The organism is Lysobacter sp. 22409 (genome assembly GCF_052045105.1).
In the GTDB taxonomy this organism is placed as follows: Bacteria; Pseudomonadota; Gammaproteobacteria; order Xanthomonadales; family Xanthomonadaceae; genus Lysobacter; species Lysobacter antibioticus_B.
This window is the reverse complement of record NZ_JBQEOE010000027.1, coordinates 62969-83805: the sequence shown is the minus strand read 5'-3', so window position 1 is coordinate 83805 and position 20837 is coordinate 62969. Positions and strand designations below refer to the sequence as shown.

5 protein-coding genes are annotated in these 20837 nt (G+C 69.2%); 4 read left to right on the top strand and 1 reads right to left on the bottom strand.

Annotation, left to right across the window (positions count from 1 at the left end; genetic code table 11):
• Window positions 1-3 precede the first annotated feature (3 nt).
• From ACTJJK_RS14630 to ACTJJK_RS14620, 3 genes are all read left to right on the top strand, one after another.
• Window positions 4-16284: an amino acid adenylation domain-containing protein gene (locus ACTJJK_RS14630; RefSeq protein WP_440730586.1), complete on the top strand. Its 16281-nt coding sequence runs from the start codon at window positions 4-6 to the stop codon at window positions 16282-16284.
• 56 nt (window positions 16285-16340) lie between these two features.
• The gene (locus ACTJJK_RS14625) at window positions 16341-17603 is read left to right on the top strand and encodes a pyridoxal phosphate-dependent decarboxylase family protein (protein WP_440730585.1); all 1263 of its coding nucleotides are present in this window, start codon (window positions 16341-16343) and stop codon (window positions 17601-17603) included.
• A 133-nt stretch (window positions 17604-17736) separates the two neighbouring features.
• Entirely contained in the window at window positions 17737-17955 is a 219-nt protein-coding gene (locus ACTJJK_RS14620) for an MbtH family protein (RefSeq protein WP_031372417.1), read from the top strand.
• A 148-nt stretch (window positions 17956-18103) separates the two neighbouring features.
• Here the strand turns inward: ACTJJK_RS14620 and ACTJJK_RS14615 are convergent, their stop codons facing one another.
• Window positions 18104-19393: an MFS transporter gene (locus tag ACTJJK_RS14615; RefSeq protein ID WP_051885072.1), complete on the bottom strand. Its 1290-nt coding sequence runs from the start codon at window positions 19391-19393 to the stop codon at window positions 18104-18106.
• A 334-nt stretch (window positions 19394-19727) separates the two neighbouring features.
• Between ACTJJK_RS14615 and cyoA the strand changes: the two genes are divergently transcribed.
• The gene (gene cyoA, locus ACTJJK_RS14610; protein WP_051885071.1) at window positions 19728-20792 is read left to right on the top strand and encodes a ubiquinol oxidase subunit II; all 1065 of its coding nucleotides are present in this window, start codon (window positions 19728-19730) and stop codon (window positions 20790-20792) included.
• The last annotated feature ends 45 nt before the right edge of the window (window positions 20793-20837 follow it).

Genomic DNA, 20837 nt, shown 5'->3' with positions numbered 1-20837 from the left:
CAGATTGAAGACCTGCTGCCGCTGTCGCCGTTGCAGCACGGCTTCCTGTTCCACGCCCTCTACGACCACGAGGTGCAGGACAGCTATGTCGTGCAGATGGTGTTCGCGCTCGATGGAGTGCTCGATGCGGCAGCGTTGCAAGCGGCGGCGCAAGCGCTGTTGCGGCGCCATGCCAGCCTGCGCGCGGCCTTCGTGCACCACAAGATCAAGGAGCCGGTGCAGGTCATCCAGCGCGAGGTCGAGCTGCCGTGGCGCGAGATCGATATCAGTGGTTTGCCTGCGGATGAGCGTGCCGATGCGCTGGCCCAGACGATCGCCGACGACCAACAGCAACGCTTCGAACTGACCCGTGCCCCGCTGCTGCGCTTCGTGCTGGTGCGCGAGTCGGCAACGCGGCATTACCTGGTGTTCACCAGCCATCACATCCTGCTCGACGGCTGGTCTTCGCCGATCCTGCTGCAAGAGTTGTTCGCGCTGTACCGCAACGGCGCCGACGCGCAGGCGCTGCCGCGGGTCACGCCCTACCGCGACTACATGCGTTGGCTGACCTCGCGCGATGCGGCCGCGGCGCGCAGCGCCTGGCGCGACGCCTTCGCCGGCTTCGAGGAACCGAGCCGGATCGCAGCGGCCACGACCGCAGCGGCGGTGCCCGACACCTTGCGTATCGACCTGCCCGATGCGCTGGTGCAATCGCTGACCCGGCTTACGCGCGGCCTCGGCGTGACCCTCAACACCATCGTGCAGGCGGCGTGGGGGCTGTTGCTCGGCCGCCTGACTCATCGCCGCGACGTCGCCTTCGGCACCACGGTTTCGGGCCGCCCGCCGGAGCTGGCCGGCGTCGAGCAGATGGTCGGTTTGTTCATCAACACTTTGCCACTGCGCTTGCAATGGCGGCCGGACGAATCGGTGCGCGACCTGCTACTGCGTCTGCAGACCGAGCAATCGGCGCTGCTCGATCACCAGCACCTTGGCCTGACTGAGATTCAGCGCCTGGCCGGTCACGGCGAACTGTTCGACACCCTGGTGGTGTTCGAGAACTTCCCGGTCGGCGACGGCGACGAGGCCGCGCCCGATGCGCTGCGCATCGCCCTGCACAGCCACCACGGCGGCGACACCTCGCACTACCCGGTCGGCCTGGCGCTGATTCCCGGCCACCCGTATCAACTCAAGCTGAGCTACCGGCCGGATCTGTTCACGCGTGACGAGGTGCTGCGCCTGGGCGGCCGTTATCAGCGTCTGCTGGAGGCCTTCGTCGCCGATGCCGGGCAACCGGTCGGCCGCATCGAACTGCTCGATGCCGCCGAAACCGCGCAGGTGCTGCGCGACTGGAATGCGACCGAACACGCGGTGCCAGCACAAACCCTGGCCGAGTTGTTGAGCGCGCAAGCGGCGCGCACACCCGATGCGGTCGCCGTCGTGTTCGAAGGGCAGACGCTGAGCTACGCCGAACTCGACGCGCGCGCCAACCGCCTCGCCCATCGCCTGATCGCCGACGGCATCGGCCCGGAGGATCTGGTCGGCGTGGCCTTGCCGCGTTCGTTGGAACTGGTCGTCGCCCTGTGCGCGGTGCTCAGGAGCGGCGCGGCCTACCTTCCGCTCGACACCGATTACCCGAGCGACCGCCTCGCCCACATGATCGCCGACGCGGCACCGGTGCGGATCCTGACGCGTGGCGACGTCGTCGAACGGCTGCCCGCGCGTGAGGGTTTGTGGCTGCTCGACGATGCAGGGCTTGTTGCGGAATTGAGCGACTGTGCCGACGCCGCACCCACCGACACTGATCGCACGCGTCCGCTGCAGCTCGATCACCCGGCCTACGTGATCTACACCTCCGGCTCGACCGGCACGCCGAAAGGCGCGGTGATTCCGCACCGCGGCATCGTCAACCGTCTGGCCTGGATGCAGGGCGAGTACGGCCTGCAGGCCGACGACGCGGTGCTGCACAAGACCCCGACCAGCTTCGACGTGTCGGTGTGGGAGCTGTTCTGGCCGCTGCTGCACGGCGCCCGCCTGGTGGTCGCGCGCCCCGACGGCCATCGCGACCCGGCCTATCTGGCGTCGCTGATCCAGCGCGAACAGGTCACCACCGTGCACTTCGTCGCCTCGATGCTGGAGATGTTCGTGCAGGAGCCGGGCGCGGCCGCCTGCACCAGCCTGCGCCGCATCGTCTGCGGCGGCGAAGCGCTGTCGGCCGATCTGCATCGCCGCGTCGCCGCGCACATCGGCCGGCCGCTGCATCACTCCTACGGCCCGACCGAAGTCTCGATCGGCGTCACCGCCTGGCCCTGCCGCGAGATCGAAGACGGGCCGATTCCGATCGGCGGGCCGATCTGGAACACGCGCTTGTACGTGCTCGACAACGCGCTGCGGCCGGTGCCGGCCGGGGTCACCGGCGAGCTGTATATCGCCGGCCCCGGGCTGGCGCACGGTTACCTGCGCCGCGCCGCGCTCAGCGCCGAGCGTTTCGTCGCCGATCCCTTCGTTGCCGGCGAACGCATGTACCGCTCCGGCGACTTGGCCAGTTGGCGCGAGGACGGGGTCATCGTTCACCGCGGTCGCGTCGATCACCAGGTCAAGCTGCGCGGCTTCCGCATCGAACTCGGCGAGATCGAAGCCGAGCTCGCCCGCGCCGGCTACCCGCGCAACAGCGCGATCGTGCGCGAGGACCGGCCGGGGCAGAAGCAGATCGTCGCCTATGTGGTCGCCGATACCACGAAACAGAACGAGATCGACCGCGACGCGCTGCGCGAGACCCTGGCCGCGCGCCTGCCCGAGTACATGGTCCCGGCCGCGATCGTCGTCCTCGACGCCTTGCCGCAGTTGCCCAACGGCAAGCTCGACCGCAAAGCGCTGCCGGCGCCGGACTTCGTCCCGGCCAGCCTGCGCGCCCCGCGCACTCCGCGCGAACAAACCCTGTGCGCGCTGTTCGCCGAAGTGCTCGGCCTGTCGGACGAGCACGCCGCCCAGCTCGGCATCGACGACAGCTTCTTCGTCCTCGGCGGCCATTCGCTGCTGGCGATCCGCTTGATCAGCCGCATCCGCGCCGAACTCGACGTCGAGCTGTCGATCCGCAGCCTGTTCGAGACCCCGACCGTCGCCGGCCTGGCGACCGCACTCGATCCGAACCAGAGCCGTCGCCTGGCCCTGCGGCCGATGCCGCGGCCCGAGACTTTGCCACTGTCGTTCGCGCAACGCCGGTTGTGGTTCCTGCACCAGTTCGAAGGCCCCAGCGCGACCTACAACATGCCGCTGGCGCTGCGCCTGGACGGCGAGTTGAACGTGGACGCGCTGCGCGCCGCGCTCGCCGACCTGTGCGCGCGCCACGAAAGCCTGCGCACGGTGTTCCCCGCTGGCGAGGTGCCGAGCCAACAAGTACTCGAACGTGCGGCCCCCACTTTGGATGTCGTCGACAGCGACGAACCCACCCTGGCCGATACGCTCTCGCACGCCGCCGCATACGCCTTCGACCTGCGCCATGAGATCCCGCTGCGCGCGACCCTGGTCCGGCTCGGCCCGCAACAACACGCGCTGCTGCTCTTGCTGCATCACATCGCCGGCGACGGCGCCTCGCTGGCGCCGCTCGCGCGCGACTTGGCCGAGGCCTATGCCGCCCGTCTCGACGGCAACGCACCGATCCGCGCCCCGCTGCCGGTGCAATACGCCGACTACACCCTCTGGCAACAACACCTATTGGGCGATGACGCCGATCCCGACAGCCTGATCGCGGCCCAGATCGCTTACTGGCGCGACGCCCTGGCCGGCCTGCCCGAGCAGATCGAACTGCCGAGCGACCGCCCGCGGCCGCCGCGCGCCAGCTATCGCGGCGGCCAGTGCGGCTTCGCCCTCGACGCCGACACCCACGCACGCCTGCGCGCCATCGCCCGACGCCACCACGCGACCTTGTTCATGGTCCTGCAGGCCGCGCTGGCCGCGACCCTGACCCGGCTCGGCGCCGGCACCGACCTCGCCATCGGCACACCGGTCGCCGGCCGCCAGGACGCCACCCTGCACGAACTGGTCGGGCTGTTCCTCAACACTTTGGTATTGCGCACCGACACGAGCGGCAACCCACGCTTCAGCGAATTGCTGGCGCGGGTACGCGCGACCGACCTGGCCGCCTTCGAGCACCAGGACCTGCCATTCGAGCAACTGGTCGACACGCTGAAACCCGAGCGCTCCTTGAGCCACCACCCGCTGTTCCAGGTGCTGTTGGTGCTGCAGAACACCGAGCAGGCCGAACTGCACCTGCCCGGCCTGCGCGCCTACGCGGCCGAGTTCGCCCTCGATGTGGCCAAGTTCGACCTGAGCTTCGCCTTCTGCGAGCGCTTCGACGACGCCGGCCAGGCCGACGGCCTCGACGGTGCGCTCGAATACGCCAGCGATCTGTTCGACCCGGCCACCGCCGAGGCGATCGCGCTGCGGCTGCAGCGCATGCTGATCGCCGTCGCCGAAGACGACCGACGGCCGATCGGCGCGGTCGAGTTGCTCGACGCCGATGAGCGCCAGCGCCTGCTGCGCGACTGCAACGACACCGCACACACCGTCGAACTCGAATCGGTCGCGGCCGCGTTCGAGCGCCAGGTCGCGTCGACCCCGCACGCCATCGCCGTGGTCGGCGACGGTATCGAGTGGAGCTACGCCGAGCTCGATCGCCGCGTCGAAGCGCTCGCCCACGAGCTGCGCAGTCGCGGCGCCGGCACCGAACGCGGCGTCGCCCTGCTGCTGCAGCGGTCGCCCGACTTGGTCGTGGCCGTGCTCGCCGTGCTCAAGACCGGCGCCTATTACCTGCCGCTGCACGAGCAGCACCCCGACGAGCGCCTGGGCCAGTTACTGGCCGAGACCGAAGCCGCCGTGTTGATCGCCGATGCCGGCATCGATGCACGCAGCTTGACCCATCCCAACTTGCTGCGTCTGGACCGCTTCGATTTCGACGCGTCCACCGAATCGCGTGCACGCAAGCCGGCCATCCATCCTGAGCAACTCGCCTACGTCATGTACACCTCTGGCTCGACCGGGGTGCCGAAGGGCGTGGCCGTGCGTCAGCGCGACGTGGTCGAGTTCGCCCGCGACCGCCGCTTCGCCAGCGGCCACGAGACCGTGCTGCTGCATTCGACCCACGCTTTCGACGCCTCGACCTACGAGCTGTGGGTGCCGCTGTTGAACGGTGGGCGCATCGTGGTCGCGCCGGCCGGGGCCAGCGATGGCCGCGACTTCCAGCGCCTGATCGAAGCGCACGACGTGCGTAGCCTGTGGCTGACCGCCGGCCTGTTCCACGAGTTCGCCGAATCCACGCCCGAGCTTTTCGGCAGCCTGCGCCAGGTCCTCGCGGGTGGCGACGTGCTCTCGACCGATGCCATCCGCCGCCTGCAGGCGCGACATCCGCGCCTGCGCATCGTCAACGGTTACGGCCCCACCGAAACCACTACCTTCGCTCTGACCTGCGCCGTGCCGACCCTGCAGCCGCAGGCGCGTTCGGTACCGATCGGCACGCCGCTCGACAACATGCAGGTCTACGTACTCGACGAGGCGCTGCAAGCGGTGCCGGCCGGCGTGCCCGGCGAGCTGTACATCGCCGGTGCCGGCCTGGCGCGCGGCTATCTGCAGCGCCCCACGCTCAGCGCCGAACGTTTCGTCGCCAACCCCTTCGAAATCGGCCAGCGCATGTACCGCTCCGGCGACCGCGTGCGTTGGCGCGGCGACGGCCAGATCGATTACCTGGGTCGCGCCGATCAGCAGATCAAGCTGCGCGGCTTCCGCATCGAACTCGGCGAAATCGAGGCCGCGCTGACCCAGGCCGGCTACGCCCAGAACGCGGCGATCGTGCGCGAAGACCGCCCCGGCCAGAAGCAATTGGTCGCTTATGTGGTCGGCGACGCCATCGACGGCGAAGCGCTGCGCCATGCGCTCGCCGAGCGCCTGCCCGAGTACATGCTGCCGGCCGCCTTCGTCGCGCTGGATGCGCTGCCCTTGACCGCGAACGGCAAGCTCGACCGCAAGGCCCTGCCCGCGCCCGACTTCGCGCCGAGCAGCTTGCGCGAACCGCGCACCGCCACCGAATCCGCCTTGTGCGCCTTGTTCGCGCAGGTGCTCGGGCTGGAACGGGTCGGCATCGACGACAGCTTCTTCGCCCTGGGCGGCGACAGCATCGGCTCGATCCAACTGGTCAGCCGCGCCCGCCGCGTCGGCTTGCGTTTCAGCGCCCGCGACGTGTTTCAGCATGCTTCGGTGCAGGCCCTGGCCCAGGTCGCGGCGAGCATCGTCGAAGCCGACACGGTCGAGGTCGAAGCGCCGGTGGGTGCGTTGCCGGCGACGCCGGTCATGCGTTGGCTGCTCGAACGCCAAGGGCCGTTCGACCGTTTCAGCCAGTCGATGCTGCTGCGGGTGCCGCCGCTCAGGCAAGCGCCGCTGCAGGCCGCGTTGCAGGACTTGATCGATCACCACCATGCCCTGCGCCTGCGCCTGGGCGCGGACGACAGCCTGGAAACCCTGCCGCTCGGCAGCGTCGATGCCGAAACCTGTCTGCAGCGCGTCGACCTGGCCGGCCTGAGCGGAGAAAGCCGCGAAGCCGCCATGCAGGCCGCCGCCGAAACCGCGCAGAACCGCCTCGCCCCGCGCGAGGGGCGGCTGCTGCAGGCGGTCTGGTTCGACGACGGCGAGGACTCGCGGCTGTGGCTGGCGATCCACCATCTCGCCGTCGACGGCGTGTCCTGGCGCATCCTCGTACCCGATCTGCAGGCCGCCTGGGACGCACGCGCCGCAGGCCATGCCCCGGCCCTGGAGCCGGTGCCGACCTCGTTGCGTCACTGGGCCTTGGCGCTGCCGAAGCTCGCCGAGGCGCGCCGGCACGAACTGCCGTTCTGGCAGGCCATGCAGGACGGCCACGACCCGCGCCTGAGCGCGCGTGCGCTCGATCCGCAACGCGACACCAGCGCCACCCAACGCGGCCTGTGGCTGCGCCTGGAAGCGGATACGACCCGGCTGCTGCTGACCCGCGCCACCGAACGCATCCACGGCCGCATCAACGACGTGTTGCTGACCGCGTTCGCGCTGGCGCTGGCCGACTGGCGCCGGCGCCGCGGCCTCGACGAGGCCGACACGGTCCGCTTCGATCTCGAAGGCCACGGCCGCGAAGCCATCCTCGACGGCGCCGACCTGTCGCGCACGGTCGGCTGGTTCACCAGCCTGTTCCCGTTGCAACTCAGCTTGCCGCGCGGCGAGCGCGAGGCCGCCCTGCGCGGCGGCGCGCCGCTGGAGCGCGCGCTCAAATCGGTCAAGGAGCAACTGCGCCGCCTGCCCGACCACGGCATCGGCTACGGCCTGCTGCGCTATCTCAGCGACGCCGGCCGCGAGGCCTTGCAGTCGCTGCCTCCATCGCAGATCGGCTTCAACTATCTGGGCCGTTTCAGCGTCGCCGGCGCCGGCGCCCACGAGCCGCACTGGACCCTGGCCGACGAGGCCGCACTCGGCGGTGACGGCGACGAGGCGCGTCCGCTCGCGCATGCGCTCGATCTCAACGCCAGCACCGAGGACGGCGCCGAGGGCCCGGTGCTCTGCGCCGGTTGGAGCTGGGCCGGCGAGTTGTTCGAGGAGGACGCGATACGCGACCTCGCCGAAACCTGGTTCGCGGTGTTGCGCCGCATCGCAGAGACCGTCGCCGACACCGAGCGGCATCTGCTGACGCCCTCGGACGTGCCGCTGACCGCGCTCGACCAGCCCCAGATCGAGACCATCGAAGCCGCGCAACCGCCCCTGCTCGATCTGCTGCCGCTGTCGCCGCTGCAACACGGCTTCCTGTTCCACGCCGTCTACGACCAGGACGCGGGCACGCCTGCAACCGCGGCGGCCGACAGCTACGTCGTGCAGATGGCCTTCACCCTCGACGGCGAGCTGGACGGCGCCGCGCTGCGTCGCGCCGCGCAGGCGCTGCTGCAACGCCATCCGAACCTGCGCGCGGCCTTCGTCCATCAGGACCTGGCCGCGCCGGTGCAGGCAATACCGCGCGATGCGGTGCTGCCGTGGCGTTCGATCGCCCTCGAAGGCAATGCCGAAGCGCGCAGCGCCGCACTCGACGCGCTGCTGCACGAAGACCGTGCGCAAGGCTTCGATCTCGCACGCGGCCCGTTGCTGCGCTTCACCCTGGTGCGCGAACACGAGCGCCTGCATCATTTGGTGCTGACCAATCACCACATCGTCTTCGACGGCTGGTCGCTGCCGATCCTGCTCGAAGAACTGTTCGCCTTGTACGGCAACGGCGGCGACATCGATGCCTTGCCGCGGGTCGCGCCGTATCGCGATTACCTCGCCTGGCTGTCCAAGCGCGACCGCAACGCCGCGCAGCAGGCCTGGCGCGCTTATCTCGACGGCGTCGACGAAGCCACCCGCGTGGCCGGCGGCGCACACGCCGAGGCAGGCACGCAAGTACTCGCCCGAAGCCTGCCCGAGGCCTTGAGCTGCCAGTTGAGCCACCAGGCGCGCCGGCTCGGCCTGACCCTCAACACCCTCACCCAGGCCGTCTGGGCCTTGTTGCTCAGCCGCATCACCGGCCGCGACGACGTGGTCTTCGGCACCACCGTATCGGGGCGCCCGCCGGACCTCGCCGGCGTCGAACGCATGGTCGGCCTGTTCATCAACACCGTGCCGGTGCGCGTGCGCCTGCAGCCGCAACAAAGCCTGGAAAGCCTGTTGCGGAGCGTGCAGGCCGAGCAATCGGCCTTGCTCGAACATCAGCACTTGAGCTTGCCGGAGGTGCAACGACTGGTCGGGATCGGCGAGCTGTTCGACACCCTGACCGTGTTCGAGAACTACCCGATCGACGAGACCGCGTTCGGCGACGACGGCGCCAGCGTGCCCGGTGCCGGACTGCGCATCGGCCGCCACAGCCAGCACGGCGGCGATGCCTCGCATTACCCGCTCGGCCTGGCGGTGATGCCGGGCGAGGCCCTGCGCCTGAGCCTGAGCTACCGCGACGACGCTTTCGACGCGGCCCAGGCCGCACAACTGCTCGGCGCCTATGGGCGCATTCTCGAAGCGATCGCGCAGGACCCGGAGCGCAGCCTCGGAAGAGTCGAGCTGCTCGACGACGGCGCACGCGAACGCCTGCTGCTGGCCTATAACGCCACCGCGGCCGAAAGCACCGGCTGCACCGGCCTGCACGAGTTGTTCCAGGCCCAGGCCGCCAGCACGCCGAACGCGCCGGCCCTGGTCGGCGCCGACAGCCAGCTCGATTACCTCGCCCTGGAACGTCGCGCCAACCGTCTCGCCCATGTCCTGATAGCGCGCGGCATCGGCGCCGAGGACCGCGTCGCAGTGGCGCTGCCGCGCTCGCCGGAGGCCATCGTCGCCTTGCTGGCCGTGCTCAAGGCCGGTGCCGTCTATCTTCCGCTGGACCCGCAACATCCGCTTGAACGTCTCGGCCATATCCTCGGCGATGCGCGGCCGGTGCTGCTGGTCGCCCACGAGGCCTTCGCCGCTCGCCTGCAAATCCTGGGCGATGCGACGCCTGTGCTTGCGATCGACGCGCCGGCGACGCGCGAACTGATGCAACTGGCCAGCGAACGCGCACCGCGCGACAGCGACCGTCGTTGCGTCCTGCGCGATCACCACATCGCCTACGTCATCTACACCTCCGGTTCGACCGGACAGCCGAAGGGCGTTGCGGTCGAGCACCGCCAGGCGCTGAACTCGATCCGCGCCCGTGCCGCGCGCTACGCGCCGCATCGCAGCGCGGTGCTGCTGCCGTCGCTGGCCTTCGATGCCTCGCTCGCGGCGATCTTCGGCAGCCTCGCCATCGGCGCCAGCCTGGTCTTGCCGGCCAGCGGCCTCGAACACGATCCGCAGGCCCTGGCCGCCTTGGTCCGGCAACACCGGGTCGAGCAATGGATCAGCGGCCCGAGCCTGTATGCGGCGGCGCTGGAACAGGCCGATGCACTGGCCTCGCTGCGCAGCGTCGTGCTCGGTGGCGAAGCGATTCCGCCGAGCGTCCGCCAGCGCCACGGCGAATGCGCTCCGCTGGCGCGGCTGTACAACGAATACGGCCCCACCGAAGCGACGATCTGGTGCTCGTCCGCCGAAGTCGGCGAAGCCGATGCGAGCGAGCTGGGCTGCATCGGCGGGCCGATCGCCAATACCCGCTTCTACGTGCTCGACGCCGCCCTGCAACCGGTCCCGGTCGGAATCGCCGGCGAGTTGTATATCGCCGGCGCCGGCATCGCCCGTGGCTATCTCGGCCGCGCCGGCCTCAGTGCCGAACGCTTCGTCGCCAACCCGTTCGAGCCGGGTGCGCGCATGTACCGCACCGGCGACCGCGTGCGTTGGCGCGACGACGGCCAACTGGCCTACCTCGGCCGTGTCGACCAGCAGGTCAAGATCCGCGGCTACCGTATCGAGCTCGGCGAGATCGAGGCCGCGCTGGCCCAGGCCGGCCAAGCGCGCAATGCGGTGATCCTGCGCGAGGACCGCCCCGGACAGAAGCAACTGGTCGCCTATCTGGCCGGCGACCGCATCGACACCGCGGCGTTGCGCGAGACCCTCGCCGGGCAGTTGCCCGACTACATGCTGCCCGCGGCTTTCGTGGTGCTAGAGCAACTGCCGCTGACGCCGAACGGAAAACTCGACCGCAAGAGCCTGCCGGCGCCGGATTTCGCCAGCGGCTCGCGCGAACCGCGCAATGCCCTCGAAACCCTGCTGTGCGAGTTGTTCGCACAGGTGCTCGGTCTGCAGCGGGTCGGCATCGACGACAGCTTCTTCGCCCTCGGCGGCGACAGCATCGGTTCGATCCAACTGGTCAGCCGGGCGCGACGCGCCGGCCTGCGTTTCAGCGCCCGCGATGTGTTCCAGCAGCAGTCGGTGCAGGCGCTCGCCCGCGTCGCCACGGCGATGGAAAGCGCGGGCACGGCGCCGGTGGAAGCGCCGGTCGGCGTGCTGCCGGCCACCCCGATCATGCATTGGCTGTTGCAGCAGGACGGGCCGTTCGAGCATTTCGCCCAATCGATGCTGCTGCAGGTGCCGCGACTGCAACGCGAGCCGTTGATCGCCGCGTTGCAGGACCTGATCGACCATCACGATGCCCTGCGTCTGCGCCTGAAGGCCGACGACGTGCTCGAAATCGGCGCAGCCGGCAGCGTCGCCGCGATCAGTTGCCTCAACCACGTCGACCTGCACGGGCTCGACGCGCAGACCCGCGCCTGGACCATCGACCAGCACGCCCAGGCCGCGCAGCAGCGTTTGTCGCCGTACGAAGGCCAGATGCTGCAGGCCGTATGGTTCGACGACGGCGAGGATTCGCGCTTGTTCCTCGCCCTGCATCACCTCGTGGTCGACGGCGTGTCCTGGCGCATCCTGATCCCGGACCTGCAAGCGGCCTGGGAAGCCCGCAGCGCCGGTCGCGCCGCCGAACTGGAAGCGGTGCCGACCTCGCTGCGTCATTGGGCGCTGGCCTTGCCGAAGGCGGCGGCCCAACGCAGCGGCGAGCTGCCGTTCTGGCGTTCGATGCTCGACGGCCTCGATCCGCCGCTCGCTACCCGAACGCCGGCTCCGCAAGGCGCCACCAACGTCGGCCGGCGCAGCCTCGGCCTGCGCCTGCAGCCCGAGGTCACCCGGCTGCTGCTGACCCGCGCAACCGAACGCATCAACGGCCGCATCAACGACGTCCTGCTGTGCGCGTTCGCCCTGGCCGTGGCCGAATGGCGCCAGCGTTACCTCGGCATCGACCTCGACACCGTCCGCTTCGAGCTCGAAGGCCACGGCCGCGAGGCCATCGTCGACGGCGCCGATCTCACGCGCACGGTCGGCTGGTTCACCAGCCAGTTCCCGCTGCAGCTGTCGCTGGCCGATATCGAACGCGATGCGGCCCTGTCGGGCGGCCCCGAGCTCGAACGCGCGCTCAAGTCGATCAAGGAACAACTGCGCCGCCTGCCCGACCAGGGCATCGGCTACGGCCTGCTGCGCTACCTCGACCCGGTCGCCGGCGCAGCCTTGGCGGCCTTGCCGGCGCCGCAGATCGGCTTCAATTACCTGGGCCGTTTCGCCACCGCTGGCACGACCGCGCAGCAGCATTGGGCACCGGCAACCGAGGTCTTGCTCGACGGCCCCGCCGGCGCGACGCAGGGCCTGGGACATGCGCTCGACCTCAACGCCACCACCGAAGACGGCCCGGAAGGCCCGGTGCTGTGCGCCGCCTGGAGCTGGGACGGCGAACTGTTCGACGAGATCGCGGTGCGCGACCTCGCCGAGACCTGGTTCGCGGTGCTGCGGCGCATCGCCGCCACCGTCGCGGCCGGCGAGCATCGGCTGCTGACCCCGAGCGACCTGCCGCTGATCGCGCTGGACCAGCGCCAGATCGAAACCATCGAGGCGAACCAACCGCGCTTGCTCGACGTACTGCCGCTGTCGCCGCTGCAACACGGGTTCCTGTTCCACACCCTCTACGACGAACAAGCGCAGGACCGCTACATCGTGCAGATGGCCTTCACCCTGAGCGGGGCGCTCGATGCGGCGCGTTTGCGTCGCGCCGCCCAGGCCTTGCTCGAACGCCATCCGAACCTGCGCGCCGCCTTCCTCCATCACGGCTTGCACGAGCCGGTGCAGGCGATCCCCTGCGAGGTCGATCTGCCTTGGCAGGAACACGCGCTCGACGGCGATGAAACGAGTCGCGAGGCCGCGCTCGAAGCCTTGCTACTCGACGACCAGCGCCGTCGCTTCGATCTCGAACGCGGACCGTTGCTGCGCTTCACGCTGATCCGCGACGGTTCCGACCGCGACGGCCATAGCGCGCGTCACCATCTGCTGTTCACCAGCCACCATATCCTGCTCGACGGCTGGTCCTCGCCGATGCTGTTGCAGGAGCTGTTCGCCCTGTACCGCAACGATGGCGACAGCAGCGCCTTGCCGCAGGTCGCGCCGTATCGCGATTACCTGGGCTGGCTGTCGACGCGCGATCGCGAGCGTTCGGCCGCCGCCTGGCGCGAAGCCTTGGCCGGGCTGGCCGAACCGACCCGGCTGGTCGCGGCCTCGACCGCGGCGACGGTGCCTTCTGCATTGTCGCTGAGCTTGCCGGCCACGCTCGGCGATGCGCTCGCGCTGCAGGCGCGGCGCCATCAGCTGACCCTCAACACCCTGGTCCAGGCGGCCTGGGCGATCGTGCTGGGGCATCTGACCCGTCGCGACGACGTGGTGTTCGGCGTGACCGTGTCGGGACGCCCGCCGGACGTCGCCGGCATCGAACGCATGATCGGTCTGTTCATCAACACCGTGCCCTTGCGCCTGCAACTGCGGCCGCAGGAGCGCCTGCTCGAACTGTTGCAGCGCTTGCAATTGCAGCAATCGGGCTTGCTCGAACACCAGCACCTCAGTCTGGCCGAGATCCAGCGCATCGGCGGGCTCGGCGAGTTGTTCGACAGCTTGCTGGTGTTCGAGAACTTCCCGGTGGAGCCCTCCGCGGTCGGTTGCGGCAATGACGACCACGACAGCGTCGAGATCGCGCTGCGCGGCAATCACGGCGCCGCGGCGACGCACTACCCGCTCGGCCTGTCGGTAACGCCGCCGATGCCGGGGCAGCCGCTGCATCTCGACCTCAGCTATCGACCGGACCTGCTGGATGCCGCACGTGTGCGCGCTATCGCCGGCCGTTTCGCGCGCGTGCTGGAAGCCATCGCGCAGGCTCCGGACACCCGCGTCGCCGCTCTCGATCTGCTCGACGACGACGAACACGGGCAGGCGCGGCAACGCAACGACACCGCACGTGCGGTGCCGGACGCGACTGCAATCGCCCTGTTCGAAGCCCAGGCTGCGCGCACGCCGGATGCGGTGGCGCTGATGTTCGGCGAGCAGCGCATCGCCTATGCCGAACTCGACCGCCGCGCCGACCGTCTTGCTCGCCGCCTGCAGGCCGAGGGCATCGGCCCCGACAGCATCGTCGGCCTGTGCGTGGAGCGCTCGCCGGACGCGGTGGTCGGCCTGCTCGGCATTCTCAAGGCCGGCGGCGCCTACCTCGCGCTCGACCCGGACTACCCGCAGCAACGCCTGGCCCACATGCTCGGCGACGCGCGTCCGGTGGCCGTCGTCACCCAAGCTTCGCTCCGTACGCACCTGCCGGAATCGCCGGCGCGGCTGATCCTTATCGACAGCGAAGACGCTATCCCCGAGGCCCCGGTGCGCGACACTCCGCATCCCGAGCACCTCGCCTATCTGCTCTACACCTCCGGTTCGACCGGCAAGCCGAAGGCGGTCATGGGCACGCACCGCAACGTCGCCTCGCGCCTGCACTGGGACATCGAATCGGACGGCGAAGTCGAGGAGATCTACGCGCAGAAAACCACGGTCAACTTCATCGACGTGCTGTGGGAACTGTTCATGCCGCTGATCCGCGGCCAGCGCTTGCTGGTCCTGACGCGCGAACAGGCCACCGAGCCCGAGCGCCTGATCGAGGCGCTCGCCGAGGCCGAAGCGACCCGCATCGTGCTGGTGCCTTCGTTGCTGCGGGCCATGCTCGACAGCGGCATCGATCTCGCCGCCCGCCTGCCGAAGCTCTACTACTGGTCGTGCAGCGGCGAAGCCTTGAGTTTCGAGCTGGCGAACCGCTTCAAGGCGGCCTTGCCCAAGGCGCGCCTGCTCAACATCTACGGCACCTCCGAGTTCTGGGACGCGACCTGCTTCGAGGCCCGCGCCGAGGACACCGGCGACCACGGCGTGCCCCTGGGGCGCTTGATCGACAATATGCGCGCCTACGTGCTCGATCCCTTCCTGCGGCCGGTGCCGGTGGGTGCGCCCGGCGAACTCTACGTCGCCGGCAGCGGGCTCAGCCGCGGCTATCTGCGCCAGGCCGGGCTCAGTGCCGAGCGCTTTCTTGCGAATCCGTTCGAGCCCGGGGCGCGCATGTACCGCTCCGGCGACGTGGTGCGTTGGCGCGAGGACGGCGAGCTGGAGTACCTCGGCCGCGCCGATCATCAGCTCAAGATCCGCGGTTTCCGCATCGAGGCGGGCGAGATCGAGGCCTTGCTCGCAGCCGACGACGCGGTCGCCCAGGCCACGGTCAGCGTTCGCGAGGATCGGCCCGGGCAGCGGCAACTGGTCGCTTATCTGGTGCCGGCCGCGGGCCGTCGCCCGGACCCGCAGACCTTGCGCGAAGCGCTTGCGGCGCAGCTGCCGAGCCATATGCTGCCTTCGGCCTGGGTGGCGATCGAACGCCTGCCGCTGCTGCCGAACGGAAAAATCGACCGCAAGGCGCTGCCGCCCGCCGACGCGCCCGCACGCCGCGCCGCCAGCACGCCGCAGCAACAAGCGCTGTGCGCCTTGTTCGCCGAAGTACTGGAACTCGACGAGGTCGGCATAGACGACGACTTCTTCGAACTGGGCGGCCATTCCTTGCTCGCACCGCGTTTGATCGGCCGCATCCGCAGCACCCTCGGCGCCGAACTGTCGACCCGGGTCCTGTTCGAGACCCCCACCGTCGCCGCCTTGGCGCAACGGCTCGCCGAGCCGCTGCAGGCGCTGTCGTCGCTGCAACCGTTGCTGCCGATCCGCCCCCAGGGTTCGTTGCCGCCGCTGTTCTGCCTGCACCCGGCCGGTGGTCTGGGCTGGTGGTATAGCGGCCTCGCACGCCATATCGATCCGCAGCGACCGATCTATGCCTTGCAGGGACGTGCGCTGACCGACGGCGCGAGCTTGCCCGAGCGCCTGGAAGATGTCGCCGAGGACTGCCTGGCGCAGATCCGCGCCGTGCAACCCGAAGGGCCGTATCACCTGCTCGGGTGGTCCTACGGCGGCGTGCTCGCGTTCGAGATCGCGCAACGCCTGCAGCAGGCCGGCGAACAGGTCGCGCTGTTGGCTTTGCTCGACAGCTACCTGCTCACCGCCTTGCCCCAATTCAACCCGACGGCGAACGACAAACCGCGCGAACGCATCCTGCACGAGTTCCTCGAACACAGCGGTTGCGACCTCGCCGGTTACGACGCGGCGGTGCCCGACTACGCCCGCGCCGCGCAGTTGCTCGACGGCAGCGTCTATTCGGGCTTCGACGCCGGCCAACTCGAACGCTTCATCGCCGCCACCGCCAACGACGTCGCGATGCTCGGCCGCTACCTGCCGCGCCAGCGACTGCAGGGCGAGCTGGTCTATTTCAACGCCGCCGCCGGCAAGGGCGATGGCGATCCGGGCGCAGCCGAATTCCAGGCCCAGGTCGACGGCCGCGTACATGTCCACGACATCGAGTGTCGACACGACGAGATGGCGCACCCGCAGCACCTGGCCCGGATCGGCCGGCTGCTCGCCCAGCGCTACCGGATCTGAGCCATGACCTCCTTTTCCCTCGATTTCCCCTTTGACCTGATACGAGACAGCGCACCATGACGCGGTTCAATTTCAACGGTCGCAAGACCCTGCCCTCGCGCGGCCAGGCCTGGAGCGAGCTGCAGGAAGCCATGTCCGATCTGCGCAGCGGCGACGCCGATTGGCGCCACGGCCGCACGCCTCTGCACGTCTATTACGCCGGCGAGGACGTGCTCGACGTCGCCCGCCAGGCCTATGCGATGTTCATCAGCGAGAACGCCCTGGCGCCGGCGGCGTTTCCAAGCCTGAAGCGGATGCAGGACGACATCATCGACATCTCGCTGTCGCTGCTCGGCGGCGGCGACGATGCCGGCGGCACCATGACCTCGGGCGGCACCGAAAGCATCATGCTGGCGGTGCGCAGCGCCCATCGCGCCTTCCGCGAGCGGCGTCCGCAGGCGCGTCCGCACTTGCTGCTGCCGACCAGCGCGCATCCGGCCTACGACAAGGCCGCCGACCTGATGGGCCTGGACGTAGTGCGGGTGCCGATCGGCGCCGACTACCGCGCCTGCGCCGACATCCTCGCCCGGCACATCAACGACGACACGATGATGATCGTCGCCTCGGCACCGTCGCTGCCGTTCGGCACCATCGACCCGATCGCCGACATCGGCCGGCTCGCGCTCGAACGCGGCGTGTGGTTGCACGTCGACGCCTGCATCGGCGGTTTCCTCGCCCCGCACGTGGCCAAGTTCATGAGCGGCCTGCCGCGTTTCGACCTCAGCGTGCCCGGCGTGCGCTCGCTGTCGGCCGACCTGCACAAGTTCGGCTACGCCGCCAAGGGCGCCTCGGTGATCCTGTACGCCGATGCCGAAGACCAGGAACACCAGTACTTCGAGTACTTCGACTGGCCCAAGGGCATTTACCGCACCGAAACCCTGACCGGCACCCGCCCCGGCGGCGCCGTCGCCGCGGCCTGGGCGGTGATGCATTACCTCGGCGAGGCCGGCTACCGCGCGCTCGCACAGCGGGTGATGCACATCCGCGACCGCTACATCGAAGGCATCGACCGCATTCCTGGCCTGCACCTGCTCGGCCAGCCTGACCTCAGCGTGATCGCCTTCGCTTCCGACCGCTACGACATCCACGACGTCGGCGACGCCATGGAGGCCCGCGGCTGGTACATCAGCCGGCTGTCGAACCCGGCCGCATTGCACATGACCGTGACCCCCGGCCACGACCAGGGCGTCGACGATTACCTGAGCGACTTGGAACGGTCGATCCCGCATGCGGACCGGCCGGCCCTGCGTTCGCAATCGCGGACCGTGGTCACGTACTGATCGCAGCGCCGATCCGGATCATGCGCGATCGATCCGATCGGTAACCCAAGCACGGCATCCTTCCACCCACGGGACCGGCGAACACCGCACCGCTCGCCTTCCCCTTCATCGCAACCGCAAGCAGGAGCACGATATGAGCAATCCCTTCGACGATCCCAACGGCAGCTTCCTGGTCCTGGTCAACGACGAGAACCAGCATTCGCTGTGGCCCGAATTCGCCGAAGTTCCGGCCGGCTGGCGCAGCGTGCACGGCCCCGGCGCGCGCCAGGCCTGCCTGGACTACATCGAGACGAACTGGACCGACATGCGTCCGGCCAGCCTGATCAAAGCGCAGGAACAGCACGCGCATTGAAGGACGCGCGCGATCGGACGCTCCGGCCACCGGCCGGATGCGTCGCGATCGCGAGTGGCGAAAGAATGAAACGACGACGGGCCGACCCGACGGTAAGCGGTCGGCCCGCACGACGCGCCCCGGACGACGCGTCGGAATACGCAGCGGTTTAGCTGCGCAGCTTCAGGGCGCGGTTGACGCCCAGCGCCGCCAGGGTGCAGATCGCGCCCGACAGCAGGTACACGCCGACGAAGGCCAGGCCAAAGTGCGCGCACAGGCCCAGCGCCACCAGCGGCGCGAACGCGGCGCCGATCAGCCAGGCCAGGTCCGAGGTCAAGGCCGCGCCGGTGTAGCGATACTTGGAGCCGAAGTTGGCGGTCACCGAACCGGCGGCCTGGCCGTAGGACAGGCCGAGCAGGATGAAGCCGATCAGGATGAACACGTCCTGGCCCACTTCGCCGGACCCGAGCAGCGTCGGTGCGAAACCGCTGAACATGGCGATCGCCGCGGCCAGCGCCGCCAGCGTGCGCGGGCGGCCGTAGCGGTCGGCGATCACGCCCGATACCACCATCGAGCCGCAGGCCAGCAGCGCGCCGACGATCTGCACGCCGAGGAACTGGCTCACCGACTGGTCCGAATACAGCAGGATCCACGACAACGGGAAGATCGTGACGATGTGGAACAGCGCATAGCTGGCGAGCGCGGCGAAGGCGCCGATGACGACGTGGCGGCCCTTCTGCTGGAACAGCTCGACCACGTCGGTGGGTTCGAGTTCGTGTTCGCCGAGTTCGCGCTCGTACTCGTGGGTCACGACCAGGCGCAGGCGAGCAAACAAGGCGACGACGTTGATCGCGAACGCCGCGAAGAACGGATAGCGCCAGCCCCAGTCGAGGAAGTCGCTCGGCGCCAGGCTGGTGTTGAGATAGGCGAACAGACCGGCGGCGATGATGAAACCGGCCGGCGCGCCGAGCTGGCCCAGCATCGCGTACCAACCGCGGCGGTGCTTCGGCGCGTTGAGCGCGAGCAGCGACGGCAGGCCGTCCCAGGAACCGCCGAGGGCGATGCCCTGGCCGACCCGGAACAGCGACAACAGCGCGATCGAGAGCACGCCGATCTTGCCGAAACCGGGCAGGAAGGCGATGCCGGCGGTGCAGGTGCCGAGCAGGAACAGCGCGACGGTGAGCTTGGTGCTGCGGCCCCAGCGGCGCTGGATCCACATGAAGGTCACGGTGCCGATGGGGCGCGCGACGAACGCCAACGCGAAAATCGCGAACGACCACAGCGTGCCTTCCAGGCGGCCCAGGAACGGGAAGAACACCGTCGGGAACACCAGCGCCGAGGCGATGCCGTAGACGAAGAAGTCGAAGTACTCCGAAGCGCGGCCGATCACCACGCCGACCGCGATGTCGCCGGGCGCGACCTCGGCATGCGAACCGGTGTCGTGCACCGAAACGGTCATGGAGGAATCCGGGTTTGCGTGATTTGGCGTATGCATCGTCGATTCGGTGGTGGGCGCCGCGGCACGGTCGTGACGACCGGGCCCGGACACTGTGCCTAAACAGGCGGGTACGTTCAGTTAAAGCGCGTCCGACGGCGACGGAACCGGAAACGACGCCCCAGGCCCCAAATGCGGCAAAGGACGAGCGCCCGGCTACCGGGACGACGCTAGCTTCCCACCACCGGCGCGGCGCTGCCATAGGACAAAACGTCCAATCGTCGTCACAGTCCTGCGCCTCTACAGTGCGCGCATCGCCGCGACTGCCGCGGCCTCGATCGTGCTGCTTGCTCCTTAGATGACCGCCATCGAACCCCTGCTCCGCCCGTCCCTGCTCCGCCGCCTGTTGATGGCCGCGGCCATCCTGCCGCTGGCCGGCTGCAACACGATCTTGCTGAACGCGCCCGGCGACGTCGCCGCGCAGCAAGGCGACCTGATCGTGGTGTCGACCGTGTTGATGCTGCTGATCATCGTGCCGGTGATCGCGCTGACCCTGTATTTCGCCTGGCGTTACCGCGCCTCCAACACCAAGGCCACCTACAAGCCTGACTGGGATCATTCGACCCAGCTCGAGCTGCTGATCTGGGCCGCGCCGCTGCTGATCATCATCGCGCTCGGCGCGATCACCTGGATGAGCACGCACACGCTTGATCCCTATCGCCCGCTCGACCGCATCGCCAAGAACCGTCCGGTGCCGGCCGACGTGAAACCGCTGGTGGTCGAGGTGGTGGCGCTGGACTGGAAGTGGCTGTTCCTCTATCCCGAGCAGAACATCGCCACGGTCAACGAACTCGCCGCGCCGGTCGATCGCCCGATCCAGTTCAAGATCACCGCCTCCACGGTGATGAACTCGTTCTACATCCCGGCGCTGGCCGGACAGATCTACGCCATGCCCGGCATGGAAACGCAGTTGCACGCGGTGATGAACAAGCCGGGCGACTACGAAGGCTTCTCGGCCAACTACAGCGGCGCCGGTTTCTCGCACATGCGCTTCCGTTTCCACGGCCTCGATCAGGCCGGCTTCGATGCCTGGGTGGCGAAGAATCGCGCCAGCGGTGCGACGCTCGAGCGCGCCGGCTACCTGGAACTGGAAAAGCCCAGCGAGAAGGAACCGGTGCGCCGCTACGCCAGCGTCGCCCCCGGCCTGTACAAGGCGATCCTCAACCGCTGCGTCGACAGCAGCAAGATGTGCATGGACGAGATGATGGCCATCGACGCCGGCGGCGGCCTCGGCCTCAACACCGATGCGCTCGCGCCGCGCCGCAAGGGCGACCTGCGCGGCGGCCCGGTGGTGACCTCGGCGATGTGCCTGACCGAACCCTCGGCCGGCTCGCCCCTGGGCGTGGCCACGCTCGCCCCCTGACCTGTTTCGTAAACGCATTCACCGGGCGCGCCGAACGCGCGCCGA